The organism is Castellaniella sp. (assembly GCF_049671645.1).
GTDB lineage: Bacteria > Pseudomonadota > Gammaproteobacteria > Burkholderiales > Burkholderiaceae_B > Castellaniella.
In genome coordinates this window covers 140,078-165,675 of record NZ_JBATVG010000014.1, presented here as the reverse complement: position 1 = coordinate 165,675, position 25,598 = coordinate 140,078, and the positions used below count along the sequence as shown (strand labels likewise).

Annotated in this window: 26 protein-coding genes; 17 read left to right on the top strand and 9 right to left on the bottom strand. The window is 64.7% G+C overall.

What is annotated here, in order from left to right:
• The 14 genes from fabD (at window position 1) to rarD (ending at window position 13,156) form a co-directional block, all read left to right on the top strand.
• Window positions 1-933 carry an ACP S-malonyltransferase gene (gene fabD, locus WBG56_RS05390; protein ID WP_424266015.1) on the top strand — a complete coding sequence of 311 codons (933 nt, stop codon included), beginning with the start codon at window positions 1-3 and terminating at the stop codon, window positions 931-933.
• A 1-nt stretch (window position 934) separates the two neighbouring features.
• Window positions 935-1,675, top strand: a complete 741-nt coding sequence (gene fabG, locus WBG56_RS05385; protein ID WP_424266013.1) for a 3-oxoacyl-ACP reductase FabG — start codon at window positions 935-937, stop codon at window positions 1,673-1,675.
• 186 nt (window positions 1,676-1,861) lie between these two features.
• Window positions 1,862-2,101 carry an acyl carrier protein gene (acpP, locus tag WBG56_RS05380; protein WP_043680887.1) on the top strand — a complete coding sequence of 80 codons (240 nt, stop codon included), beginning with the start codon at window positions 1,862-1,864 and terminating at the stop codon, window positions 2,099-2,101.
• A 140-nt stretch (window positions 2,102-2,241) separates the two neighbouring features.
• On the top strand, window positions 2,242-3,471 hold the full coding sequence (fabF, locus tag WBG56_RS05375; RefSeq protein WP_424266011.1) for a beta-ketoacyl-ACP synthase II: 1,230 nt from the start codon (window positions 2,242-2,244) through the stop codon (window positions 3,469-3,471).
• A gap of 19 nt (window positions 3,472-3,490) precedes the next feature.
• On the top strand, window positions 3,491-4,090 hold the full coding sequence (rpoE, locus tag WBG56_RS05370) for an RNA polymerase sigma factor RpoE (protein WP_424266009.1): 600 nt from the start codon (window positions 3,491-3,493) through the stop codon (window positions 4,088-4,090).
• A gap of 9 nt (window positions 4,091-4,099) precedes the next feature.
• The gene (locus WBG56_RS05365; protein WP_424266007.1) at window positions 4,100-4,606 is read left to right on the top strand and encodes a sigma-E factor negative regulatory protein; all 507 of its coding nucleotides are present in this window, start codon (window positions 4,100-4,102) and stop codon (window positions 4,604-4,606) included.
• A complete protein-coding gene (locus WBG56_RS05360; RefSeq protein ID WP_424266005.1) occupies window positions 4,606-5,625 on the top strand; it encodes a MucB/RseB C-terminal domain-containing protein in 1,020 nt (339 codons plus the stop codon). The genes WBG56_RS05365 and WBG56_RS05360 overlap by 1 nt, the downstream gene beginning before the upstream one ends.
• A 24-nt stretch (window positions 5,626-5,649) precedes the next feature.
• Window positions 5,650-7,131, top strand: coding sequence for a DegQ family serine endoprotease (locus WBG56_RS05355; protein ID WP_424266003.1), 1,482 nt, complete (start codon window positions 5,650-5,652; stop codon window positions 7,129-7,131).
• A 143-nt stretch (window positions 7,132-7,274) separates the two neighbouring features.
• A complete protein-coding gene (gene lepA, locus WBG56_RS05350) occupies window positions 7,275-9,068 on the top strand; it encodes a translation elongation factor 4 (RefSeq protein ID WP_424266001.1) in 1,794 nt (597 codons plus the stop codon).
• A 9-nt stretch (window positions 9,069-9,077) separates the two neighbouring features.
• The gene (lepB, locus tag WBG56_RS05345; protein WP_424265999.1) at window positions 9,078-9,965 is read left to right on the top strand and encodes a signal peptidase I; all 888 of its coding nucleotides are present in this window, start codon (window positions 9,078-9,080) and stop codon (window positions 9,963-9,965) included.
• On the top strand, window positions 9,965-10,720 hold the full coding sequence (gene rnc / locus WBG56_RS05340; RefSeq protein ID WP_424265997.1) for a ribonuclease III: 756 nt from the start codon (window positions 9,965-9,967) through the stop codon (window positions 10,718-10,720). Before lepB ends, rnc begins: the two co-directional genes overlap by 1 nt.
• Window positions 10,717-11,652, top strand: coding sequence for a GTPase Era (gene era / locus WBG56_RS05335; protein WP_424265995.1), 936 nt, complete (start codon window positions 10,717-10,719; stop codon window positions 11,650-11,652). Before rnc ends, era begins: the two co-directional genes overlap by 4 nt.
• On the top strand, window positions 11,645-12,235 hold the full coding sequence (gene recO, locus WBG56_RS05330) for a DNA repair protein RecO (RefSeq protein ID WP_424265993.1): 591 nt from the start codon (window positions 11,645-11,647) through the stop codon (window positions 12,233-12,235). The genes era and recO overlap by 8 nt, the downstream gene beginning before the upstream one ends.
• A 21-nt stretch (window positions 12,236-12,256) precedes the next feature.
• Window positions 12,257-13,156 carry an EamA family transporter RarD gene (rarD, locus tag WBG56_RS05325; RefSeq protein WP_424265991.1) on the top strand — a complete coding sequence of 300 codons (900 nt, stop codon included), beginning with the start codon at window positions 12,257-12,259 and terminating at the stop codon, window positions 13,154-13,156.
• A gap of 123 nt (window positions 13,157-13,279) precedes the next feature.
• Here the strand turns inward: rarD and WBG56_RS05320 are convergent, their stop codons facing one another.
• From WBG56_RS05320 to WBG56_RS05310, 3 genes are all read right to left on the bottom strand, one after another.
• The gene (locus WBG56_RS05320) at window positions 13,280-13,981 is read right to left on the bottom strand and encodes a Bax inhibitor-1/YccA family protein (RefSeq protein ID WP_424265989.1); all 702 of its coding nucleotides are present in this window, start codon (window positions 13,979-13,981) and stop codon (window positions 13,280-13,282) included.
• A 110-nt stretch (window positions 13,982-14,091) separates the two neighbouring features.
• Window positions 14,092-14,535: a DNA polymerase III subunit chi gene (locus WBG56_RS05315; RefSeq protein ID WP_424265987.1), complete on the bottom strand. Its 444-nt coding sequence runs from the start codon at window positions 14,533-14,535 to the stop codon at window positions 14,092-14,094.
• Window positions 14,532-16,028, bottom strand: a complete 1,497-nt coding sequence (locus WBG56_RS05310; RefSeq protein ID WP_424265985.1) for a leucyl aminopeptidase — start codon at window positions 16,026-16,028, stop codon at window positions 14,532-14,534. Before WBG56_RS05310 ends, WBG56_RS05315 begins: the two co-directional genes overlap by 4 nt.
• Window positions 16,029-16,127: 99 nt before the next feature.
• On the opposite strand from WBG56_RS05310, the gene lptF reads away from it, so the two are divergent.
• Window positions 16,128-17,249 carry an LPS export ABC transporter permease LptF gene (lptF, locus tag WBG56_RS05305; RefSeq protein ID WP_424265983.1) on the top strand — a complete coding sequence of 374 codons (1,122 nt, stop codon included), beginning with the start codon at window positions 16,128-16,130 and terminating at the stop codon, window positions 17,247-17,249.
• A 21-nt stretch (window positions 17,250-17,270) separates the two neighbouring features.
• On the opposite strand, the gene WBG56_RS05300 is transcribed toward lptF, so the two are convergent.
• Window positions 17,271-18,233 carry a LysR family transcriptional regulator gene (locus WBG56_RS05300; RefSeq protein WP_424265981.1) on the bottom strand — a complete coding sequence of 321 codons (963 nt, stop codon included), beginning with the start codon at window positions 18,231-18,233 and terminating at the stop codon, window positions 17,271-17,273.
• A 149-nt stretch (window positions 18,234-18,382) separates the two neighbouring features.
• Here WBG56_RS05300 and WBG56_RS05295 point away from each other — a divergent pair, with 149 nt between their 5' ends.
• Together WBG56_RS05295 and WBG56_RS05290 are read left to right on the top strand one after the other, a co-directional pair.
• Window positions 18,383-19,876, top strand: a complete 1,494-nt coding sequence (locus WBG56_RS05295) for a CoA-acylating methylmalonate-semialdehyde dehydrogenase (protein ID WP_424265979.1) — start codon at window positions 18,383-18,385, stop codon at window positions 19,874-19,876.
• 163 nt (window positions 19,877-20,039) lie between these two features.
• Window positions 20,040-21,002 (top strand): CysB family HTH-type transcriptional regulator, encoded by a 963-nt coding sequence (locus WBG56_RS05290; RefSeq protein WP_424265977.1) that lies wholly within the window; start codon window positions 20,040-20,042, stop codon window positions 21,000-21,002.
• A 15-nt stretch (window positions 21,003-21,017) separates the two neighbouring features.
• Here the strand turns inward: WBG56_RS05290 and WBG56_RS05285 are convergent, their stop codons facing one another.
• The 5 genes from WBG56_RS05285 to WBG56_RS05265 are packed head-to-tail and all read right to left on the bottom strand — an operon-like array spanning window position 21,018 to window position 25,533.
• Entirely contained in the window at window positions 21,018-21,752 is a 735-nt protein-coding gene (locus tag WBG56_RS05285) for an ABC transporter ATP-binding protein (RefSeq protein WP_424265975.1), read from the bottom strand.
• Window positions 21,749-22,483 carry an ABC transporter ATP-binding protein gene (locus tag WBG56_RS05280; RefSeq protein WP_424265973.1) on the bottom strand — a complete coding sequence of 245 codons (735 nt, stop codon included), beginning with the start codon at window positions 22,481-22,483 and terminating at the stop codon, window positions 21,749-21,751. The genes WBG56_RS05285 and WBG56_RS05280 overlap by 4 nt, the downstream gene beginning before the upstream one ends.
• The gene (locus tag WBG56_RS05275) at window positions 22,480-23,427 is read right to left on the bottom strand and encodes a branched-chain amino acid ABC transporter permease (protein ID WP_424265971.1); all 948 of its coding nucleotides are present in this window, start codon (window positions 23,425-23,427) and stop codon (window positions 22,480-22,482) included. The genes WBG56_RS05280 and WBG56_RS05275 overlap by 4 nt, the downstream gene beginning before the upstream one ends.
• Window positions 23,424-24,287 carry a branched-chain amino acid ABC transporter permease gene (locus WBG56_RS05270; protein WP_424265969.1) on the bottom strand — a complete coding sequence of 288 codons (864 nt, stop codon included), beginning with the start codon at window positions 24,285-24,287 and terminating at the stop codon, window positions 23,424-23,426. The genes WBG56_RS05275 and WBG56_RS05270 overlap by 4 nt, the downstream gene beginning before the upstream one ends.
• Window positions 24,288-24,315: 28 nt before the next feature.
• The gene (locus WBG56_RS05265) at window positions 24,316-25,533 is read right to left on the bottom strand and encodes an amino acid ABC transporter substrate-binding protein (RefSeq protein ID WP_424265967.1); all 1,218 of its coding nucleotides are present in this window, start codon (window positions 25,531-25,533) and stop codon (window positions 24,316-24,318) included.
• Window positions 25,534-25,598: the final 65 nt, after the last annotated feature.

Genomic DNA, 25,598 nt, shown 5'->3' with positions numbered 1-25,598 from the left:
ATGAAAATCGCATTCGTATTTCCCGGCCAGGGCTCCCAGACCGTAGGCATGATGGACGCCTGGGCGGATCACGCCGGCGTGCAATCCGTCCTGCGGCAGGGCGATGACGCCCTGGGCGAAGACCTGACGGGCCTGATCGCCCGGGGCCCGGTCGAATCCCTGAATCTGACGACCAATACCCAGCCCGCCATGTTGCTGTGCTCGGTCGCCATGTATCGCGCCTGGCAGCAGGCGGGGGGCGCCGCGCCTGCCGTCGTGGCCGGGCACAGCCTCGGGGAATATTCCGCGCTGGTGGCCGCCGGCGCGCTGGATCTGACGGATGCCGTGCGTACGGTCCGGGTGCGCGCCCAGGCCATGCAGTCGGCGGTTCCCGTGGGCGAAGGCGGCATGGCCGCCATCCTGGGGCTGGACGACGACGCCGTGCGCCAGGCCTGCGCCCAGGCGTCCGGCGAGCAGATCGTCGAGGCCGTCAATTACAATGCGCCGGCCCAAGTCGTGATCGCCGGCCATGCGGCCGCGGTGGAACGGGCCTGCGAATTGGCCAAGGCGGCCGGCGCCAAGCGCGCCGTCACCCTGCCGGTGTCCGCGCCTTTCCATTCCCGCCTGCTGAAACCGGCGGCGGCCGTGCTCGAACAGGCCCTGGCCGGGGTCGCCGTGCGTGCGCCCGCCGTTTCCCTGATCAATAATGTGGATGTGGCCCAACCGGCCGATCCCGCCGCCATCCGCGATGCGCTGGTGCGCCAGGCCTGGCATCCGGTGCGCTGGGTGGAAACGATCCAGGCGATGAAACGCGATGGCGTCACCCATCTGGTCGAATGCGGTCCGGGCAAGGTCCTGACCGGCCTGGTCAAGCGCATCGACCGCGACCTGACAACCTTCAACATCACCGATCCGGCGTCATTGCAGCAGACGCTGGACGCATTGAGAGGCTGATATGGCAGAACTCATTCTGACGGGCAAGATCGCCCTGGTTACCGGCGCTTCGCGCGGCATCGGCCGCGCGGTCGCTCTGGAACTTGCCGCCGCTGGCGCCACTGTGGTGGGCACCGCCACCTCGCAGGCCGGGGCGGACGGCATCACCGAGGCCCTGGCGGCCCAGGGCGGCCGGGGCGCGGTCCTGAATGTCGATGACGCAGCGGGCTGCGACGCGCTGCTGGCGGAACTGGCAGGGCAGGGCGGGCCCCATATTCTGGTCAACAATGCCGGCATCACCCGCGACGGGCTGATTCTGCGCATGAAGGACGAAGACTGGGCAGCCGTGCTGAACACCAACCTGTCGGCTGTGTTCAGGCTGTCGCGCGGCGTGGCCAAGATCATGATGAAGGCCCGCTGGGGCCGTATCGTCAACATCACCTCGGTGGTGGGCTATAGCGGCAACCCGGGCCAGGCGAATTACGCGGCGGCCAAGGCCGGCGTGGCTGGTATGTCGCGCGCCCTGGCCCAGGAACTCGGCAGCCGCGGCATCACGGTCAATTGCGTGGCGCCGGGCTTCATCGATACGGATATGACGCGGGCGCTCAATGACACCCAGACGGCGGCGATTCTGCAGCAGATCCCCCTGGGCCGCTTGGGCTCCGCGGCGGAGATCGCGCATGCCGTCGCTTACCTGGCCAGCCCCCAGGCGGGCTACGTAACAGGCACGACCTTGCACGTCAATGGTGGTATGTACATGTAGGGTAAAGAGAACGGACGACACCCGTCTAAGGTAAAATCCGTTCAAACTCAGTAGGCAGATCTCGGTGCTTCAACCGTCCAGCGTATAGTCGTCTGGTCCCGAGCTGCTTTTTTTTGACTAAGACCCGCAGCCCGGCTGTCCTCGTTTGGCTATAATTCGCGGGATTTTTCCTAACTGGAGATATGCATGGAAAGCATCGAACAGCGCGTCAAGAAGATCGTCGCTGAACAGCTCGGCGTCAACGAAGCCGAGATCAAAAACGAATCTTCCTTCCTTGACGACCTCGGTGCCGATTCGCTCGATATGGTCGAGCTCGTGATGGCGCTCGAAGACGAATTCGAAACGGAAATCCCCGACGAGGAAGCCGAGAAAATCACGACGGTGCAGCAGGCGGTCGATTACATCACCTCGCATAGCAAACAGTAATCTCATTTCGACCCGACGCAGGCGCAATCCGCCGCGTCAGGGCCATGGCAGTTCGTGACGGGTGATCATCGGGCAGGCAGGTCTGCATGTCCGACCTGATGATCTGCCATGAACTGCCTTTTTCTTTTCAGGAGCCGTATGTGAAACGACGAGTCGTCATAACCGGATTGGGCATCGTGTCGCCTGTGGGGAATGATGTCGAGACCGCCTGGGACAACCTCATCCATGGCCGCTCCGGTATTGGGCGGGTGACGCGATTCGACGCCTCGGTGCTCAACAGCCAGATCGCGGGCGAGGTCAAGGATTTCCAGGTCACGGACTACATGACCGCCAAGGAAGCCAAGCAGATGGATACTTTCATCCATTATGGCGTGGCGGCCGGTATCCAGGCCTGGCGTGATTCCGGCCTGGAAATCACGGGCGAGAATGCCGACCGCATCGGGACCATCATCGGCTCGGGCATTGGCGGCCTGCCTCGCATCGAGGAAATGCAGACCGAATACCTCCAGCGCGGCGCACGGCGGATCTCGCCGTTTTTCGTGCCGGCTTCCCTGATCAATCTGATTTCCGGCCAGTTGTCCATCATGCTGGGCCTCAAGGGCCCCAGCTATGCGGTGGTATCGGCCTGCACCACCGGCCTGCATTCCATCGGCGATGCGGCCCGTCTGATCGAATACGGCGATGCCGATGTGATGGTCGCCGGCGGCGCCGAAAGCTCCGTCTCGCCGTTGGGCATGGGGGGCTTTGCCGCCATGCGCGCGTTGTCCACGCGCAACGATGATCCCGCCACGGCCTCGCGCCCCTGGGATCGCGACCGCGACGGCTTCGTCCTGGGCGAAGGCGCCGGGGTGCTGGTGCTGGAAGAATACGAACACGCCAAGCGCCGGGGCGCTCGCATCTATGGCGAATTCCTGGGTTTCGGGATGAGTTCCGATGCGCATCACATCACCAGTCCCGACCAGGACGGTCCGCGCCGGGGCATACTGCATGCCTTGCGCAATAGCGGCGTGAACGCGGATGAAATCAGCTACGTCAATGCCCATGGCACCTCCACCCCGCTGGGCGACAAGAACGAAACCGAAGCCCTGAAACTGGCCTTCGGGGACCATGCCCGCAAGCTGGTCATCAATTCCACCAAGTCCATGACCGGCCATCTGCTGGGGGCCGCAGGCGGGATTGAAGCCGTTTTCACGACGCTGGCTGTTCACCGCCAGATCTCGCCCCCGACCATCAATCTGTTCAACCAGGACCCGGAATGCGACCTGGATTACTGTGCCAACCAGGCGCGCGATCTGAAGATCGACGTCGCCTTGTCCAATTCCTTCGGGTTTGGCGGCACCAACGGTTCCATGATCGTGAGGCGAATCTGACCTTCGTCGGGGACCTGGCATGAGCGAGCGCGAGGTCGACCTCGCGCTGGTCGAACGCGTGCGGCGCGGCGATCGGCATGCCTTTGATCTGCTGGTGATCAAATACCAGCGCAAGATCATGCGCCTGTTGTCGCGCATGATCCATGATCCCGCCGACGTCGAGGACGTCGCCCAGGAAGCTTTCATCAAGGCTTATCGGGCCTTGCCGCAGTTCCGGGGCGACAGCGCCTTCTACACCTGGCTGTATCGCATTGCCATCAACACGGCCCGCAACTGGCAGGCCGCCAGCTTTCGCCGGCCGGCGACCGTTTCTGTACTGGAAAACGATGATGGTGAAACTTTTGACCAGATTGATGGCCTAAGTGACCAGAGCACGCCCGAATCGATGATGGCCAGTCGCCAGATCGCCCAGACCGTCAACGAGGCGATCGATGCCTTGCCCGAGGACCTGCGGACGGCCATCGTGTTGCGAGAGATCGAAGGGATGAGTTATGAAGATATTGCCAGCACCATGCAGTGTCCGATCGGGACGGTCCGATCCCGGATCTTCCGTGCGCGGGAAGCCATTGCCAGCCGCTTGCGGCCGGTCATGGAACAGGATCCGGCCCGCCGCTGGTAAGGAGCCCTCATGAATATCAAGCATGAACCGGCCGTCGCAGACCATGACTGGGAAGCCTCGGTGTCGTCCTGGGTGGACGGCGAAGCCGATCTGCGGGCCGAAGAGCTCGACAGCCCCTATGGCCGCCAGGTCTGGGATACCTATCACCTGATCGGCGATGTCATGCGCAGCCAGGATCTGGCCATCCAGCCGTCCGAGCGCTTCTACGCCCGGGTATCGGCTGCCCTGGATGCCGAACCCGCGATCGTCGCGCCGGCGCCGCTGGCGCGGCATCATGCCTGGCGCGTCGGCCTGTCCGGCCTGGCGGTGGCGGCGGCCGTGGCCTCGGTGGTCTGGATGGCGCGGCCATTTCTCTCCGGGCAGGAGGCCGCGCCGGCCGGCACGCCGGTGCTGGCCCAGGCCGCCGAGTCCGAGGCCAGCGATCCCAGCCTGGCGGATTACATGGCGGCGCACCAGGACATGGCCGGCGCAGGCCCGGTGCGCCAGGTATCCTATGACGGCATGGGGTCTCACTGATGATGACGCAGCAGGGCGGCGCCCGGTCTGCCCGCTGGGCCTGCGGCCTGCTGGCGGGCCTGATGCTGTGCGCGGGCGCCCCGGCGGCCCAGTCCGCCCCGGCGGCGGGCGCCGGCAGCGATGCGCTGGCCTTTTTGCAGCAGGTCCAGCAGGCCGCCCGGTCGCTGGATTATTCCGGCATCTATGTGTATCAGCAGGGCCATGTGCTGCAGGCGTCCCGCCTGGTGCATCTGGTCGATGGCACCGGCGAGCGCGAGCGCCTGGAGGTGCTGGACGGCGCCCCGCGCGAATGCCTGCGTCAGAACGGTATTGAGCAGTGCCTGCGGCCGGATCACAAGGTCGTGATCATCCAGCCCGCGCGCAGCGATCATTTTCCGGGCCTGCTGCTGGGCAATTCCCAGGCCATCACCACGCACTATGACTGGCGCGCCTCGTCCCGCGTCTACCGGATTGCCGGGCGGGAATGCACGGTGTCCGAGCTCAAGGCCCGCGATCATCTGCGCTACAGCTATCGCATCTGCACCGACGTCAAGACGCATCTGCTGCTGAAATCCCAGACGCTGGACCCGGCCGGCCATTTGGTGGACCAGGTGGCGTTCAGCAGCATCCGCGTCGGGGCCGACGTGCAGCCGGCTTCCCTGACGACGCACTGGGACACCCGCAATTGGCAGCTGGTGACGGAATCCAGCGAACCCACCGACCTGCGAGCCCAGGGCTGGCGCTTCACGCTGCCACCCGGTTTCCAGTCCGTCGCGGAATTATCACGTCAGATCGGGCCGGACCATGCCGTGAACCAATTGGTGGTTTCCGACGGCTTGGCCGCCATTTCGATTTTTATTGAAACCTTTGACCCGAAACGCGATCAAAACATCAGACAGGGAGACCTGCGGCAAGGTGCAGTCAATATCTATCGGATGCGTCTGGCGTCCTATTGGTTGACTGCCGTTGGCGAAGCACCCGCCCAGACGGTTCGCGATCTGGCCCGTGCCGTGCAATATGTGCCGCAGGCGGCCCGCTAAATCTATTCTTCCAAGGAGAACTCCATGGCTTTCCAATTGCCCCGAGCACTGGGTGTCAAGCGGGCCTTTGCCGGCGCCGCCGCCGGCCTGCTGCTGATCTCGGCGGCGCCCATGGGCGCCGCCCAGGCCGAAACCGCCGTGTCGACATCGGCGGCGCTGCCGGATTTCACGCAGATCGTCTCTGAAACCGAGGGTTCCGTCGTCAATATCCGCACGACCGAGGCCGTTCCGGTGCGCCGGTCGCCCGTCGGGCCCGGCGGGGACCCCTCCGACCTGTTCCGCTGGTTTTTCGGGCCGGATTTCATGCCGCCCGGATACGGGCCTCAGCAGCAGCCCCAGCGGCCGCATGCCAAGCCCGATCAGCCGGCGCCCAAGGAACGCACCGTGCCGCGCGGGATCGGATCGGGTTTCATCATTTCCAGCGACGGCTACGTCCTGACGAACAACCATGTCGTGGATAATTCCAATGGCATTTTCGTCACCATGACCAATGGCAAGGAATACAAGGCCAAGGTCGTCGGCACGGATGCCCGCACGGACATCGCCCTTCTGAAGATCGACGCCACCGGGCTCAAGCCCCTGGCGATCGGGGATTCCGACAAATTGAAGAAGGGCCAGTGGGTGCTGGCCATCGGCTCGCCGTTCGGGCTGGATTCGACCGTGACGGCCGGCATCGTCAGCGCCATCAATCGGGATACCGGGGATTATCTGCCCTTCATCCAGACCGACGTGGCGGTGAACCCCGGCAATTCGGGCGGCCCGCTGATCAATCTGCAAGGCCAGGTGGTGGGGATCAATTCCCAGATCATCTCGCGCAGCGGCGGTTTCATGGGCATTTCCCTGGCCATTCCGATCGATGAAGTGATGCGGGTGGTGGATCAGCTCAAGACGCAGGGCAAGGTCACGCGTGGCCGCATCGGGGTGCAGATCACGGAAGTCCAGGATGACGTCGCCAAGGCCCTGGGGCTGGGCACGTCGCAGGGCGCCCTGGTCAGCAGCGTCGAGCCCGACGGTCCGGCCGCCAAGGCGGGCGTGCATGCCGGCGACGTGATCACCGCCTTCGACGGCCATGCCATCAAGCACATGACGGATCTGCCGCGCCTGGTCGGAGCGACCAAGCCGGGCACCAATGCCACGATCCAGGTCTGGCGCAAGGGCAAGTCGCTGGAACTGAAGGCCAAAGTCGCGGAACTGGATCAGAAAGCGGCCGCGTCCTCCAACCCCGAAGCTCCCGCCAATGACGGCACCGACCGCCTGGGGCTCGGCGTCAAGGCCTTGCCTGCGGATTCGGGCCTGGATCAGGGGGTGCTGGTCAGCCGGGCCGAAGGTCCGGCGGCGGATGCCGGGATCGAAGCGGGCGACGTCATCCTGCGGGTGAACAACACCGACATCACCAGCCCCGCGCAGTACGAAAAGGCGGTCAAGGCTCTGGACAAGTCCAATCCGGTCGTGCTGCTGGTCAGCCGGGATCAGCAGTCCCAGTGGGTGATCGTCAAGCTCCAATGACCCCCTAGGGATTCCCCGACGGGAAAAAGCTAAAATACGGTCTGTACCGAAGGGGGGCGCCTTGCGGCGCCCCCCTTTATTGACGGCATACCGGTTTGCCTTCCCTATCCTTTTCCGACTTTCCCGAGTTCCGCACGCAGTCTATGGACCACATCCGCAACTTCTCCATCATCGCGCACATCGATCATGGCAAATCGACTCTGGCCGACCGCCTGATCCACCGTTGCGGCGGCCTGCAAGACCGCGAGATGGCGGCGCAGGTGCTGGATTCCATGGATATCGAGCGTGAGCGCGGCATCACCATCAAGGCGCAGACGGCCGCATTGCGCTATACCGCCGCCGATGGCCGCGTCTATGCCTTGAACCTGATCGACACGCCGGGTCACGTGGACTTTTCCTACGAGGTCAGCCGCTCGCTGTCGGCGTGCGAGGGGGCCTTGCTGGTGGTCGATTCCACTCAGGGAGTCGAGGCCCAGACGGTGGCCAACTGCTATACCGCCATCGAGCTGGGGGTCGAAGTCCTGCCGGTCCTGAACAAAATGGACTTGCCATCCGCCGATCCGGACGCCGCGGCCGCTGAAATCGAGGACGTCATCGGCATCGACGCCACCGATGCCATCCAGGCCAGCGCGAAGACCGGCCTGGGCATCGACGAGATCCTGGAAGCCGTCGTGGCGCGCGTGCCGCCGCCCCAGGGGGATCCCGCCGCGCCGCTGCAGGCCCTGATCATCGATTCCTGGTTCGACAATTACGTGGGCGTGGTGATGCTGGTGCGCGTTGTCAACGGCGTTCTGCGTCCGAAGGACAAGCTTCTGCTGATGGCCACCGGCGCCACGCACCTGTGCGAGCAGTTGGGGGTGTTCACGCCTAAATCCGAGGCTCGGGATGCCCTGTCGGCCGGCGAGGTCGGCTTCATCATCGCGGGCATCAAGGAACTCGAGCACGCCAAGGTCGGCGACACGATCACGCTGGCGGGCAAGCCGGCCTCCGGTCCTTTGCCCGGTTTCAAGGAAGTCAAACCCCAGGTGTTCGCCGGCGTCTACCCGGTGGAATCCAGCGAATACGATCAACTGCGCGATTCCCTGGAGAAACTCAAGCTCAATGACTCGTCCCTGATGTTCGAGCCGGAAGTCTCCCAGGCCCTGGGTTTCGGCTTTCGTTGCGGCTTCCTGGGCCTGCTGCACATGGACATCGTGCAGGAGCGCCTGGAGCGCGAGTTCGACATGGACATCATCACCACCGCGCCGTCGGTGGTCTACGAAGTCCTGCACCGCGACGGCGAGCTGCTCCGGGTGGACAGCCCGGCCCGCATGCCGGAAGTCGGCCACATCCAGGAGATCCGCGAACCCATCATGACGGTGACCCTGTTCATGCCGCAGGAATACGTGGGTCCGGTGATGTCGCTGTGCACATCCAAGCGCGGCGTGCAGCTGAACATGAGCTATCACGGCCGCCAGGTGCATCTCAGCTACGAAATCCCGCTGGCGGAAATCGTGTTGGACTTCTTCGACCGCCTGAAATCCGTGTCGCGCGGCTATGCCTCCATGGATTATGAATTCAAGGAATACCGCGTGGCCGACGTGGTGCGCGTGGACCTGCTGATCAATGGAGATCGGGTCGATGCCTTGTCGATGATCGTGCACTGCGCCAATGCCCGGCACCGGGGCCGGGATGTCGTGACCCGCATGCGCGGCCTGATTCCCCGCCAGATGTTCGATATCGCCATCCAGGCCGCCATCGGGGCGGAGGTCGTTGCCCGTGAAAACGTCAAGGCGCTGCGCAAGAACGTGCTGGCGAAATGCTATGGCGGCGACATCTCGCGTAAAAAGAAGCTGCTGGAAAAGCAGAAAGCCGGCAAAAAGCGCATGAAGCAGGTCGGAAACGTGGAAATCCCGCAGGAAGCCTTCCTGGCTGTCCTGCAGGTCGAGGATAAGTAAGGATTGCCGATGAGCTGGGATTTTGCATTGCTGCTGTTTGTCGCCCTGGTCGTGACCGGACTGGTCTGGCTGCTCGATCGGGTCCGCTTGCGGGGCCGGCGCCGCGCGCGAGCCGAGGCCGCCGCCCAGGCCTGCCGCAACAATGCGGCAGGCCTGGACCCGGCCGCCTTGCAGGCCGAATGCCAGCAGGCGTACGACCGCGCCTTTCAGGCCCCGTGGTGGGTCGAGTACTGCGTCAGCTTCTTCCCGGTGATCCTGTTCGTATTCGTGCTGCGGTCTTTCGTGGTCGAGCCCTTTCGCATTCCGTCCGGCTCCATGTTGCCGACCCTGGAAAACGGCGACCTGATCCTGGTGAACAAATTCCAGTATGGCATCCGCCTGCCGGTCATCGACCGCAAGATCATCGACATCGGCACGCCCAATCGGGGCGACGTGGTGGTGTTCCGCTATCCGGTGGACCCGTCCGTGGACTACATCAAGCGCGTGGTGGGGGTGCCGGGCGACGTCATCGAATACCGCGACAAGACCTTGTCCATCAACGGCCAGCCGGTGCCGCGCGAGCGCGCCGGCGATTATTTCGAGCCCGACCGCGCCGTCTATGTGGGCCAGTACCGGGAACAGTTGGGGCAGGTTTCGCACCGCATCCTGCTGAATGTCCACGCGCCCCAGGATTTCATGCCGATCACGCGTTTCCCGGACATCAACAATTGCGCGTATCAGGATGGCGGGGTGCGCTGCACGGTGCCGGCGGGCCATTACTTCATGATGGGCGACAACCGCGACAATAGCCTGGACAGCCGCTACTGGGGCTTCGTGCCGGACCGCAACATCGTCGGACGGGCATTTTTCGTCTGGATGAACTTCAGTTCGCCCAGCCGGATCGGCGGGTTCCACTGATGGCTGGGCTCGATACGCTGCAGGCGGCCCTGGATTACCGCTATCGGGACCAGGCCCTGCTGGAACAGGCCCTGACGCATCGCAGTCATGGCATGCCGCATAACGAACGCCTGGAATTCCTGGGTGATTCGGTGCTGAATTTCGTCGTCTCCGCGTTGCTGTTCACCGAGCACGCGGAAATGGATGAAGGCGATCTGTCGCGCGTGCGGGCCAACCTGGTCAAGCAGTCGGCTCTGGCCGACATCGCGCAGAAACTGTCCCTGTCCAGTTACCTGCGCCTGGGCGAGGGCGAATTGAAAAGCGGCGGTTTCCGGCGCCCTTCCATCCTGGCCGATGCCCTGGAAGCCATCTTCGGCGCCTTGCTGCTCGACGGCGGCTACGATCAGGTCAGCCGGGTCATCGAACAACTGTACCGCCCGATCCTGGCGCACATCGACGTGCGCACCTTCGGCAAGGACCCCAAGACCCTGTTGCAGGAAATCATGCAGGGACGCGGGCTGGATCTGCCGCACTACGAAGTCGTCTCCACCCGCGGGGCGGCGCATAATCAGACGTTCGACGTGGAATGTTCGGTCGCGCAGCTCGATATCCGGGTCCAGGCCTCGGGCGCCAGCCGGCGAGCGGCCGAACAGGCTGCCGCCGGCCAGGTCATCGCGGCAGTGGAATCGCTGGGGCCGGCGCGCCGGTCGGGGCGCCGCCATCGCAAGTCCGCCCAGTTGTCCCTGCCGGTCGCGGTTTCCCAGGAAAAGACATGAATGATGATTCCCTGAAGGCGCCTCCCGATACGGGGGCGGATGCGGAAAAGCCCGCCAGCCGCTGCGGTTTCGTCGCCCTGGTGGGGCGGCCCAATGTCGGCAAGTCGACGCTGGGCAATGCCCTGATCGGCGCCAAATTGTCCATCGTGTCGCGCAAGGCGCAGACCACCCGCCACCGCATTCACGGGGTGCTGACCCAGGGGGCGGACCAGTTCGTCTTCGTCGATACCCCCGGTTTCCAGACCCGCCATGGCGGGACCATGAATCGCATGATGAATCGGGTCGTCACCCAGGCCCTGGCGGAAGTCGACGTCGTGGTGCACGTCGTCGAGGCCGGTAAATGGTCGGCGGGCGATGCGGCCATGGTGCCGTTGCTGCCGCGCCAGCGGCCGGTGATCCTGGTCGTCAACAAGATCGATGCCCTGAAGGACAAGAACGCCCTGTTCGCCTACGTGGCGCGCCTGACCCAGGAATTCCCCTATGCGGCGGTCGTGCCCGTCAGCGCCGCGCGTTCCGTGCAGCTGGACGTGCTGGTGGGCGAGATCGCCCAGTATCTGCCTGAAGGCGAACACCTCTTCGAGGCCGACACCTTCACCGACCGCCCGGTCCGCTTCCTCGCGTCCGAGCTGATCCGGGAAAAGATTTTCCGGCTGGTGGGCGATGAATTGCCGTATGGTTGCACGGTGGTGATCGAACAATGGGAAGAAGACGACAGCGGGGTGCGGATCGCGGCTTGCGTCGTCATCGAACGCGACAGCCACCGGCCGATTTTGCTGGGGGCGGGGGGGCAGCACATGAAGCGCATTGCCACCGAGGCGCGCCAGGATATGGTCAAGCTGCTGGATAAGCCCGTGTTCCTCGATGTCTACGTCAAGACCCGCAAGGGCTGGTCCGGGCGCGAGGCCACCCTGCGGGAACTGGGGTATGACTAGACGAGGCTTGCGCATCCAGGATGCGCAAGGCTATGTGCTGCATGCCAGCCCATGGCGTGAAACCTCGCTGATCGTCCAGTGTTTCACCCGCGACCACGGTTGCGTCGCGGTGGTGGCGAAGGGCGCCAAGCGCCCATATTCCGTCTTGAGGCCGGTGCTGGTCGCGTTCCAGCCGCTGTGGCTGTCCTGGTCGGGGGCCGCCGAAGTCCATACCCTGGTGCGGGCGGAAGCCGGTCCTGTGCGGCTGTTGAACGGCCGGGCCATGATGTCGGCCTGGTATCTGAACGAGCTGATCCTGCGCCTGCTGGCGCGCGAGGACCCGCACCCCGGCGTCTATGACGCCTACGAAGCGGCGCTGGACGCCTTGGCCGATACCCAGGCCCGCTCTCATGCCGCCGCTTTGCGGCGGTTTGAATGGTTGCTGCTGGAACAAGCGGGCTACGGCGTGGATGCGCCTGTGCCCGATTTCGCCGATGCGGGCGCCGAGCCGGTCTTGCGTCAGGCCTTGCGGGAGCGCCTGGACATGCTGCTGGACGCCCCCTTGCGTACGCGCCAGGTGCTGATGGACCTGCAACGCTACTGAATCTTTTTTAAGTCTGTTCTCATGAAGCAAGGCATCGTCCTGTCGGTCGCTTCGTCGGCGTTGTTTGCCGCCATGTATTTCTATGCGACGCTGATGCAGCCCTTCGATGGCGACATCGTGTTCGCCTGGCGCATTCTGATGGGCTTGCCGATGATGGCCCTGGTGGTCCATCGGGCGCGGGGCTGGGGCGCCCTGCGTGCGACGGCGCGGCGATTCGGGCATGGCCGGTTTCTGGCGGCGATGCTCCTGTGCTCCGGGTTGCTGGGGGTCCAGCTCTGGTTGTTCGTCTGGGCGCCCCTGCATGGCTATGCCCTGGACGTGTCCATGGGTTATTTTCTGCTGCCGCTGGTCATGGTGTTGGCCGGCCGGCTGGTCTACCACGAGCGGCTCAGCCGCTGGCAGGCCTGGGCGGTCGCGTTCGCTTTGCTGGGGGTCGGTCATGAATGGTGGCGGCTGGGGTCGGTATCGTGGGCGACCGCGCTGGTGGCGCTGGGTTATCCGCCGTACTTCATCCTGCGGCGACGCCTGCGGGTCGATGCGCTGAGCAGCCTGTGGTTCGACATGCTGTTCCTGCTGCCCGTTGCCGTCCTGATCCTGCAGTCCCAGGCGGCCGAGGCTGCCCGCATTTTCGCGGCGCATCCGCGCCTGCTGCTGCAGGTGCCATTGCTGGGGCTGCTGAGCGCCGTCTCGCTGTCCATGTACCTGGCGGCCAGCCGACTGCTGCCCATGACCTTGTTCGGGCTGCTCAGCTATGTGGAGCCGGTGCTGCTGTTCTGGGTGGCGTTCCTGCTGATGGGCGAGTCGGTGGCCCCGGCCCAGTGGCTGACCTACGGACCGATCTGGCTGGCGGTGATCCTGATCGCCGCCGAGGGGGTGAAGAAACTGTCTGCGCCGGCCGCTCGGCCCGACTCGTCGGCGTAAGGCTGGGCGCTGGGGTGGCGCCGGGGGCTTTCCCGGCCGATCCGGTCCGTTGACATCGGACGGGGCTTGCCGCAAATAAAAAGGCGGGCCGAAGCCCGCCAGATCACTGCGTGAGACTGTGGATCAGTCGCGGTTGCCGCCCAGGATGCCCAGCAGCATCAGCAGGTTGGCGAAGATGTTGTACAGATCCAGGTAGACCGCCAGGGTGGCCGTGACGTAGTTCGTTTCGCCGCCCTGCACGACCCGCTGCAGGTCGACCAGCAGGAAGGCGGAAAAGATGCCGATGGCCAGCACCGACAAGGTCAGCATCAGGGCCGGGATCTGGAAGAACATATTGGCCAGCGAAGCCACGATCAGCAGGACCACGCCCACGAACAGGAATTTCTGCAGGTGGGTGAAATCGCGTTTCGTGGTGGTGGCCACCGTGGCCATGGTGCCGAAGACGGCCGCCGTGCCACCGAAGGCCAGCATGATCAACTGAGCGCCGTTGCCCATGCCCAGGACGAAACCGAGCAGGTTGGACAGCATCAGCCCCATGAAGAAGGTGAAGCCCAGCAGCAGGGCCACGCCCAGCGAAGAGTTCTTGTTGCGTTCGACCAGGAACATCAGGCCGAAGGCGCCCACCAGGAAGACCAGCGTGCTGGTGCCCGGGTTGGAGGCCATGACCTTGCCCATGCCGAAATGCAGGCCGACGGCCGCGCCCAGCACGGTGGGAATCAGGGATAAGGCCAGCAGCCAGTAGGTGTTGCGCAGCACGCGGTTGCGGGCGGTGACCGACACGTCGTAGGCGCCGGCGCGAGGTAGGGTATTGCGAAAGTCGGACATGGTGGTTTCCTGTCGTGCGTCAGATCAGTCTAACGCTTATAGCATAGTGGATGCAGTAATCTTACATTAAGCTGAACGAAATCGTCCAGACTGTCATGGCTTGGACCGGCTCAGGGTTCCCAAGTTCCCGCTGACAACTGGTGCCCCCGCACGTCATGTCCGGCGTCCCGGTACTGCGCCCAGCGGCTGCGGGCGGCTTCGCGGTCGGCCTCGTGCCCGGATACGATTTCCAGGATGCGATCGAATTGGCCGGCATCCGGAGGGCAGGCAAGATCCAGATTCAGCAGCCAGCCGGTGGCGGGCGCCGCAGCCAGGGCGTCGGCGTCCGCCGCCAGGATGACGTCGGCCTGGTCGGCCAGCGGGTCGTGCGCGTAGGCATGCGGGATGAAGCTGGCAGGGTCGAAATCCCAGAGCAGGCCGTCGAAGCGCCGCAGGCGCCGGGGGTCGGTGCAGTAGACCAGCAGGCGGTGGCCCGCCTCTACGTGGCGGGCCGCGGTGCGGCAGGCCGCCCGCAGGCGGTGCGCCGCGCCGTAGGCGAAATCCACGCGGCTCATGCCCCGCATTGCCCCAGCAGATACTGCACCAGCAGGGGCACGGGGCGGCCGGTGGCGCCTTTCTGCTTGCCTTCCAGCCAGGCTGTGCCGGCGATGTCCAGGTGCGCCCAGCGGTATTTTCCGGTGAAGCGCGACAGAAAGCAGGCCGCCGTGACGGACCCGGCCGGACGGCCGCCGATATTGGCCATGTCGGCGAAATTCGATTTCAGCAGATCCTGGTAGGCGTCTTCCAGGGGCATGCGCCAGGCGGGGTCCTGGGCCTGGCGGCCCGCGGCCAGCAGTTCGGCGGCCAGGGTGTCGTCCTGGGTGAACAGGCCGCTGTTGACGTGGCCCAGCGCGATGACGCAGGCGCCGGTCAGGGTGGCTACGTCGATCACGGCGGCCGGTTTGAAGCGTTCGGCATAGGTCAGGGCATCGCACAGGATCAGGCGGCCTTCGGCGTCGGTGTTCAGGACCTCGATGGTCTGCCCCGACAGGCTGGTGACGATGTCCCCCGGCTTGACGGCCGAACCGCTGGGCAGGTTTTCGCAACTGGGCACGATGGCGATGATTTCACGCGGCAGGTCGAGCTCGGCCACGGTGCGCATCGTTCCCAGGACACTGGCCGCGCCGCACATGTCGAACTTCATTTCGTCCATGCCGGGACCCGGTTTCAGGGAAATGCCGCCGGCGTCGAAGGTGATGCCCTTGCCGACCAGCACGATGGGGGCGGCCTTGCGGTTGGCGGGTTTGCTGGGCGTATGGCGCAGCACGATGAAGGCCGGCGGTTCGGTCGATCCCTTCGCCACGGACAGGAAGGAACCCATTTTCAGAGCTTCGATCTTTTTCTGGTCCAGGACTTCGGCCTTCAGCGTCTTGAACTGCTTGGCCAGGTTCCGCGCGGTCTGGCCCAGGTAGGTGGGGGTGCAGACGTTGGGCGGCAAATCCCCCAGCAGACGGGCCAGGTTGATGCCCGCGCCGATGGCGGCGCCTTGTTCCAGGCCGGTCTTGGCCTGGGCGGCTTTGGCGCGGGGCAGGTGCAGGGTGAAGCTGCGCAGCTTGACGGCGGGTTTGGCCTGGCTGAAGGTCTGGTCGTAGCGGTAGGACGCGGCGCTGACCAGGCGGGCCGCCGCGCGGGCGCAATCCGTCAGGGACGCATCGTTCGCGCTCAAGGCGCACAGGGTGGAGACGGCCGTGCTGACGCCGGCGCGGACGCAGTAGCCCGCCAAAGCCTGATGCGCCTTGGCCAGGGTGGAGGCCGTCAGACTATCCTGGCGGCCCAGGCCGAGTAAAATGACCCGGCTGGCCGTGATGCCGGCGGGCGCGTGCAGGGTCAGGCAGCTGCCGGGGGCGGCGTCGAACTCCGACTGGACGACGGCGCGGATCGCGCCGCCGCAGGCCTGATCCAGCGCATCGGCGGCGGGGCTCAGGATGCCGTCCTGAAAGACGCCGACCGCCAGCGCCTGGGTTTTCACGGTGTGCAGGGTAGTCGAGGTGCTTGTGCTAAATTCCATTCGTTTTCCTTAGATCCGGCTGTGCGCGTCTTGCATCCGGCTGATTCGCCGGTCAACATGCCCGCCTCAGATTGACGGCCCATTATTCCGCATTTTCCCATGTCATTGTTCAAGCGCGCCGTCTTTTCCGAAATCACCAGCCACGCCGGCATTGTATTTTCCACCTTGCTGGTGGTCTGGCTCAGTGTGCTGATCGTGCGGCTGCTGGGCGAAGCCGCCAATGGCGACATCGGCGCCAACGTCGTGCTGGGGCTGGCGGCCTTTTCCAGCATCACGGCCTTGCCGGTCATTTTGTCGGTGGCCCTGTTCGTGGCGGTGCTGACGACCGTCACGCGCAGCTACCGCGAATCGGAAATGCCCGTCTGGTTCGCCAGCGGCCTGTCGCTGGCCGACTGGCTGCGCCCCGTCATGATGTTCGCGGTGCCGGTTGCCGCCGTGGTGGCCGTGTTGACGTTGTCGGCCTCGCCCTGGGCCTACGGGCAGATTGCCGAATATCGCCAGCGGTTCGAACAACGTTCCGACTTGTCCAAGGTCACGGCCGGCCAGTTCATCGAAACCGACGATGGGCAGCGGGTCTTTTTCGCCGAATCGCCTTCGCGCCCCGACGATGAGCTGGGCCGCGTCGTGGCCCGGATCATCGAACCCGATTGGCTGAGCATCGTCACCGCCGACAGCGCCGCCATCCGCACGGAAGCCAACGGCGACCGTTTCCTGGTGCTGGGACCGGGGCACCGCTACGACCTGAAGCCGGGCACCCCCGAACTGCGGATGCTGGATTTCCAGCGGTACGGCGTGCGGATCGAAAGCCGCACGGACCCGGGGGCGCTGGAAGCCGCTCGCCAGAAGGCGTTGCAGGAAATCAAGGCGCGGCCGACGCTGGATCTGCTGCGGCATGGGGACAATGAATCCCTGTCCCAATTGATGTGGCGCCTGGCTTTGCCGATCGCCGTGCTGAATCTGGCCCTGATCGCCTTGCCGCTGGGCGCGGTGAATCCACGCCTGGGGCGTTCCGGCGACCTGCTGCTGGCCGGGCTGCTGGCGCTGCTGTACATGAACCTGATCAATCTGTCGCGCGGCTGGATCGGCAATGGGGTGCTGTCCTTCTGGCTGGGGGTCTGGCTGGTGCATGGCCTGTTCCTGGCCTTGGGGCTGGGGCTGCTGTGGCGGCGCATCCGCATGCCCAAGCCACGCAGACAGCACGCAGCGTCGGCCGCTGGCTGATCCCGCGCGGGCAACCCGCCTTCACGCGGCGTCCGGATCCGCCCTGTAGGAGGGCGTCCAGTCCTCGGCAGGTGTGCGCAGCGTGCGGCTACCGCCTTGCAGCAGGTCGCGGTTCAGGTCGATGGCGTGCTTCAGATAATCCCATAGGGCCATGACGCGACGGGTCTGGCGCAGGTCTTCGTGGCAGTACATCCAGAAGCTGCGGGTGACGTGGATGTCGCGTTCCAGCACCGGCGCCAGGCGCGTGTCCTGCGCCGCCAGAAAACACGGCAGGATGGCCAGGGCCTGGCCGCCCAGGACGGCCTGATATTGCGCCAGCACGCTGGTGCTGCGGAATACGACGTTGGCTGCCGGCGCCAGGTCGTCCAGATAGCGCAGGCGGTCGCTGAACAGCAGCTCGTCCACATAGCCGATGAAGCGGTGGTGTTCCAGATCGTGCCGGTGGCGGATGGGCGGCTGGCGGTCCAGATATTCCCGGGTGCCGTAAAGCTGCAGGGCATAGTCCCCCAGCTTGGTGCACAGATAGGGGCCGCGCTGGGGGCGTTCCAGGGCAATGGCGATGTCGGCCTCGCGCTTGGACAGGCTGATGTAGCGCGGCACCGGCATGATGTCCAGGGTCATGCCGGGGTGGCGGCGCTGGAAGTCGATCATCAGCGGCGTCAGGATGGTGCTGCCGAAACCTTCAGTGGAGCCGATGCGCAGGTGGCCGCTCGGCCCCTGCGCGGATCCGGACAGGGCTTCGCGCGCGGCCAGCAGGGCGCTTTCCACCTGTTCGGCATAGGCGAAGAAGCGCAGGCCTTCTTCCGTCAGGGTGAAGCCGCTGACGCGTGATTTTTCGAACAGGGTGATGCCCAGGTCGAGTTCCAGGCCCCGGATGCGCCGCGTGACGGTGCTGTGCCGCACCCCCAGCCGTTGAGCGGCGGCGCTGGCCCTCTGTGTGCGAGCGACTTCCAGAAAATAGCGGATGGCATCCCAGTCTGTCATGGCTTGTGCAAATATCGTCAACCAATGTGCAAATATTTTCATGGTAATAAGTTTTTTACACAACTACACTGGGGAATGACATAGGAGGCGGCACTTGACTTGAGTAGCCCGCCCTGCGGAATCCATCCGATTTCAACAAGGAGACTTGCATGAGCGATATTCCACGCGTCCCGCTACTGATCGACGGGAAACTGGTCCAGTCCGAAACCAAAGAATGGCGGGACGTCATCAATCCGGCCACCCAGGAAGTGGTGGCGCGGGTGCCCTTCGCCACGCCGGCCGAAGTCGAGCGGGCCATCGCCAACTCGAAAGAAGCCTTCAAGACCTGGCGCAACGTCAGCCAGGCCAAGCGCCGGCAGATCATGACCGACCTGGCCCGCCTGCTGCGGGACAACACCGGCAAGATCGCGGAAGTCCTGTCCCGTGAACACGGCAAGACCATCCCCGACGCCGAAGGCGAGGTTGCCCGCGGCCTGGAAGGCGTGGAACACGCCGTGTCGGCCAATGTGCTGCAACTGGGCGATTACGCGGAAAACGCGGCCACCGGCATCGATGTCTACAACATCCTGCAGCCGCTGGGCGTCTGCGCCGGGATCACGGCGTTCAATTTCCCCGTGATGCTGCCCTGCTGGATGTTCCCGATCGCCGTCACCATGGGCAATACCTTCGTGTACAAGCCCTCCGAGCAGGACCCGACCGCCTCGTTGATGGTGGCGCAACTGGCCCTGGAAGCCGGCTTGCCCCCCGGCGTGCTGAACGTCGTGCATGGCGGCCCGGATGTGGCCGGCGCATTGTGCGATCACCCCGACATCAAGGCCGTGTCCTTCATCGGCTCGACGCGGGTAGGCACGGAAATCTATCGCCGCTCGTCCAATGCCGGCAAACGCTGCCAGGCCATGATGGGCGCCAAGAACCACAGCATCATCATGCCGGACGCCGATCGCGAGGCCGCCCTGAATTCCATGCTGGGGGCCGCCTTCGGCGCGGCCGGCGAACGCTGCATGGCGATTTCCGTGCTGGTGCTGGTCGGCGAGGCGCAGAAATGGCTGCCGGACTTCGTCGAGCGGGCCAAGAAACTGAAGGTCAATATCGGCACCGACCGCAAGGCGGATCTGGGCCCCCTGATTTCGCCCGCCGCCAAAAAACGCGTCGAGGGCTTCATCCAGAAAGGCGTGGACGAAGGCGCGGAATTGCTGCTGGATGGGCGCGGCATCAAGGTCGCAGGCTACGAGCAGGGTAATTTCGTCGGTCCCACCGTGTTCAGCAAGGTCAAGGCCGGCATGAGCATCTACGAAGAAGAAGTCTTCGGGCCGGTGCTGTCCGTGGTCCTGGTCGATACCCTGGAAGAGGCCGTCGAATTCGTCAATGCCAACCCCAATGGCAACGGCACGTCGATCTTCACCCAGGATGGCGGGCATGCCCGTTATTTCCAGAACAACATCGACGTCGGCCAGGTGGGCATCAATATCCCCATCCCGGTGCCGGTGGCCTGGTTCAGCTTCACGGGGTCGAGGGCTTCGAAACTCGGCGATCTGGGGCCCAACGGCCGTCAGTCCATCTATTTCTGGACGCAGACCAAGACCATCACGGCGCGTTGGCAGGCGCACCCCACGGACGTGAATACGACGATCGCCATGCGGTGACGCGGGCGGACCATCGGGTCTGGAACGGCAGGGCGCCGGTGCGGTCGAAAGGCCGCCCGGCGCCCTGCCGCGTTTCCATTCAGCCGACTAAACAAATAACAAAAAATAATATAAAGCGCGTTTCATATTCCATATAATGGCTGTTCCTACAGGGCCATGGCATATGAATCTTCAGCAATTCCGTTTTGTCCGCGAAACCATCCGCCGCGGCTTCAACCTGACTGAAGCCGCCCGGGCCCTGTATACCTCGCAGCCCGGGGTATCGAAGGCCATCATCGAATTCGAGGATGAACTGGGCATCAAGATCTTCGAGCGCCATGGCAAGCGCCTGAAGGGCCTGACCAAGCCGGGCCAGGCCGTGTCCACCGTCATCGACCGCATCATGCGCGAGGTGGACAATCTGAAAAAGGTCAGCGATGAGTTCGCCCAGCGCGACGAAGGCGCGCTGGTGATCGCCTGCACCCACACGCAGGCCCGTTATCTGTTGCCGCGCGTGATTCCGGCCTTCCGGGCCCGGTTTCCGAAAGTGCACGTCTCGCTGGCCGAGGGCAACCCCGAGCATCTGGCCCGTCTGGTGCTGCATGAGCAGGCCGATCTGGCCATCGCCACCGAAACCCTGGCCGATACGCCGGGCCTGGTGGCCTTGCCGGTGTATTCCTGGGAACACACGCTGGTGGTGCCGCCCGATCACCCCCTGACCGGCCTGACGTCCAGCGCGGCCCGCAATCTGTCGCTCGAACATCTGGCCCAATATCCCATCGTCACCTACGACCGGGCCTTTTCGGGGCGCCGCGCCATCGATGCCGCTTTCGAGCAGGCGGGCATCACGCCCGATATCGTGCTGGAAGCCATCGACGCGGACGTGGTCAAGACATATGCCGACATCGGCCTGGGCATCGGCATCATCGCCGGCGTGGCGTTCGACCCCCGGCGCGATAAAGGCCTGGTGGGGCTGCCGGCCGGCCATCTGTTCGGCAAGCACACCACCAGCGTCGCCATCAAGCGCGGCGTCTTTCTGCGTGACTTCGTGTACGTGCTGATGGAGATGCTGGCCCCCGAACTGACCCGCGACCGGGTGTCCGAGGCGATCGCGCAGCCGGCCCCGGCCGTGCGCGAAGTCGCCTGATCGGCCGGGCGACCGCTATACGCCCAGATACGCCCGTTTCAGCTCCGGGTCCTCGATCAGCTCGCGGGCCGGACCTTCCTGGACGATATGGCCGGTTTCCAGCACGTAGGCGCGATCGGCCGCCGCCAGGGCCAGATGGATGTCCTGTTCGACCAGGAGCACCGTGACGCCCTGGTCGCGGATGCTCGCCAGGCTGTCCATCAACTGATCGACGACGATGGGCGCCAGGCCCAGACTCATTTCATCCACCAGCAGCAGGCGCGGGCGCGCCATCAGGGCGCGGGCCATGGCGCACATCTGCTGTTCGCCGCCCGACATGCTGCCGGCCAGTTGCCGGCGGCGCTCGGCCATGCGCGGGAACTGGGTGTACACCTGCTCCAGATCGGTGCGGATCGCCGCCGCATCCGCGCGCCGGTAGGCGCCCATCAGCAGATTGTCCTGCACCGACATGCGGGGAAAGAGCTGGCGGCCTTCGGGGACCTGAACGATCCCCTGCCGGAAGATCTGGTCGGGCGTGTTGCCCTGGATCTCCGCGCCGGCCCATGTGATGCGGCCTGATTGGCTGGGGAGCAGGCCGGACAGGACCCGCAGCAAGGTGGTCTTGCCCGCGCCATTGCTGCCGACCAGGGCCAGGAATTCGGCCTCGCGCACTTCCAGGGTGATGTCGTGCAGCACCTGTACCAGTCCGTAGCCGGCGGACAGATTGTGGATCTGCAGCAGCGGCGTGCGTGTCGAAGGAGCGGAACTCATGTGCGTTTTTTCCCCAGATAGGCTTCGACCACGCGCGGGTCGCTCAGGACGCTGTCGGGCGCCCCATCGGCGATCTTTTCGCCGTGGTGCAGCACCATGATGCGGTCCGACAGATTGCGGATGGCCTTGATCACGTGCTCGATGACGATGATGCTGATCCCGGTGTCGCGCACCTTGCGGATGATGTCGATGACTTCGTCGATCTCCACCAGGTTCAGACCGGCCATGACTTCGTCGCACAGCAGCACGCGCGGCTGCATGGCCAGGGCCTTGGCCAGTTCCAGGCGCTTGCGGTCCGGCCCGCCCAGGTCCTCGGCGCGGTGATCCACGTGCTTGCCCAGGCCGACGAACTGCAGACATTCGCGGGCGCTTTCGCGGGCCCTGGACAGTTTCGCTTCTCCCTGGCCGCGCCCGAACAGGGCGCCGACGGCGACGTTGTCCAGAACGGACAGGCCCGGGAAGGGCTGCATGATCTGGAAGGTGCGCCCGATGCCCAGGCGCGCGCGGCGGAATGCGGCCATGCGGTCGATGCGTCGCCCGTCGAACCAGACCTCGCCCTCGGTGGGATTCAGCGTGCCGCTGAGCAGGCTGATGAGCGTGGTCTTGCCGGCCCCATTGGGGCCGATGAAGCCCAGTATTTCACCGGGCGACAGGGAAAAGCTGACGTCGTGGACCGCCACCAACCCCGAGAAACGGCGCGTGAGCTGGCGGGCTTCTAGAATCGGGCTCATATGCGGTTGGTCCGGATGTTGTCGATGAAATAGCGCCATCCCAGGCGGTGAAAGCGCCGTACCACGTCGGCCAGTCCGCGCGGCATCAGCACGACGGCGACGACGATGACGATGCCGAAGAACAGACCCGCGATGCTGGTGACCTCGCTGGACAGCAGTTCGGAGATGGCCGACAGGATGAAGGACCCGACGATCGGTCCCAGGATCGTGCCGGGGCCGCCGAATACCGCCATGATGATCATCTTGACGTTCAGTGTGATGTCGAATGCGCTGCCCGGGTCCAGGAAGGTGATCCAGTAGGCCTGGATGCCGCCGGCCAGGGCGCTGAACACCCCGGCCAGGGCGAAGGCCAGGACCTTGTAGCGGGTGGTGTCCACCCCCATGACGACGGCGCCTTCCTCGTTTTCGCGGATGGCGATCAGGCCGAAGCCAAAGCGGCTGCGGGTCAGCCACCAGACAGTCAGGGTCGCGGCCAGCAGCAGGATGAGCGACAGTTCATAGAACATGCGGTCATCGTTCAGCGGCGGCAGCACCAGGCCGATGTTCTGTCCGGCCAGCGGCACATTCGAGACGATGGCCGCCATGATCTGCGCCAGGGCCAGGGTGGCGATGGCGAAATAGTGACCCTTCAGGCGCAGCACCGGGATGCCCAGCAGGAAGGCGAAGATCACGGCCAGCACGACGCCGAAGGCCATGCCCACGGCAAAGGGCAGTTGCCACTGCACCATGGCGATGCCCACGCCATAGGCGCCCAGGCCATAGAACACGGAATTGCCGAAGGATGGGTAGCCGGTATAACCGCCGATGATGTTCCAGCCCTGCGCCAGCACGGCCAGCAGCAGAGTGCTGATGCCGAACTGGACCAGGGTGTCGGATCCGTACCAGGGCAGCAGGGCCAGGGCGACCAGCGCCGCGACGATCAGGATGGGGCGCCAGATTTTCATGCGGTTCTCCCCAGCAGGCCGGTGGGCCGCACGATCAGCACCAGGATCAGCACGCCGAAGCTGGCGACGTCCGCGTAGGTGGGGCCGATGTACAGCGTGGCGAGGGATTCGATCAGGCCCAGGATCAGGCCGCCGGCGATCACGCCCAACGGCGTGTCAAGACCGCCGATGATGGCGATGGCGAAGGATTTGGCGGTCAAGGTGGCGCCGATGTAGGGGTTGATCTGCGAGACGGTGCCGTACAGGCCGCCGGCTGCGCCGGCCAGCGCCAGGCCCAGCCCGAAGGTGACGGCGTAAAGATGGCGTGGTTCGACGCCATACAGGCGCGCGGCGGACAGGTTCTGCGCCGTGGCCCGGATGGCCCGGCCAAGCCGGGTCCGCAGCAGGAAATACCACATGATCAGGGTCAGGGCGATGGCCATGATGCAGGCCGCCAGCCGCACCAGCGGGATGGTGAGGCCCGCCAGGGTGATGTTCTGGCCGGAGTAGGCGGGGTTGATGGTGCGGAAATCGGCGGAGAACACCAGTTGGGCGAGATACGTCAGCACGACTTCCAGCCCGAAAGTGATCAGCAGCGTGTTGAACATGGGCGCGCGCACGATCAGGTTCAGGATGCCGCGCTGGACGGCGTAGCCCACGAAGAACATCAGGACCGCCGTCAGCGGCAGCCCCAGGAAGGGGTCCAGGTGCAGCCACTGGAAGCTGTACCAGGAAATGTAGGCGCCCAGCATGATGAAGGCGCCATGCGAGAGGTTGACGATATTGAGCACCCCCCAGACCAGGGCCAGGCCGAGCGCCACGATGGCGTACAGCCCGCCCTGCAGGATGCCGTTGATGAGGACTTGCAGCAGAAGATCCAAGACGGGTGCTCCGGGGGTTCGGGGTGGATCAGCGCTTCGACCAGTCCGGCATCGGGTATTTCGGCTGGGTCATGAATTTGTCCCCGTCGAACACCGCGACCGGCTTGCCGTTCTGCACCTGGATCACGGTCTGGTCCAGATGGATCTGGCCGTTGTCGGCGAACTTGATGTGGCCGTACAGGCTGTTGAAGTCACTGGCGGCCAGCGCGTTGCGGACGGCCTTCGGATCCAGCGTGCCGGCCTTTTCGATGGCCTTGACCAGCGCTTCGACATCGGCCACGCCGGATGCGGCGTGATAGTCCGGCTCGTAGCGGTATTGCGCGCCCCAGGATTTGGCGAACTGGGATGCGTCGCCGAACCATTCGTCCTTCAGGGTTTCGCTGGGCAGCCAGGCCGTCATGCCGAAGGCATATTCGGCGTCCTTGCCCAGGGCCTTGCGGAAGTCCTCGCTGGGCACGCCCACGGTAAAGGAATAGAACTTCGGCGAAACGTCCAGGCTCTTGGCCTGGCGGATGAAGTTCAGGATCTCGGTTTCGTGACCGGCGACCAGCACGGCGTCCGCCTGCTTGGACTTGATCTGCGACAGCAGGGTGTTGAAGTCGCTGGCATTGGAGCTGTAGCGTTCGTCCAGCACGGTGTCGGCGCCCGCTTCCTTCAGCAGCGGCCGGGTGCCCTTGGCGACGGAAACGTCAAAAGCGTCATCCGCGTACAGCAGGGCGACCTTCGCGGGTTCAGGCTTGAGTTGCTTGAACATCTTGATCGTGCTGCCGAAATAGTCGCTGGCCGGCGCCAGGGTGCCGAAGACGTACTTGAAGCCCCGCGAGAAGATCTGGTCCGATGCGCCGCCGCCCTGGACCATGGGAACCTGGTACTTTTCCGAGACGGCCGAGTCCGCCAGGGCGAAGTTGCTGGCGAACGGTCCCAACAGGAAGTTGACCTTGTCCTGGGAGACCAGTTGCGTGTATTGGCGCACGCTCAGGTTGACGTCGGACTGGTTGTCGTAGATTTTCAGGGCCAGGGTATATTTTTTGCCGCCGACGGTCACGCCGCCCTTGCGGTTGATCTGATCAATGGCCAGCTTGTAGGCATCGTTGTAATACCGGCCGGTATTGGCGACCGGGCCCGTCAACTGGACGGATGCGCCCAGCAGAATCTGGTCGTCCGCCGCCTGGCTGGCGCCGCTGGCCAGGCCCAGGGCCAGCGCCACGGCTGCGCAGGGCAGGCCTTGCCGAAATAGCGTATGCATGGAACAGTCTCCTAAGGATTATCTTGCGTTCCATTGTGCGCTTTGTAACGTAACAAACGTCTGAA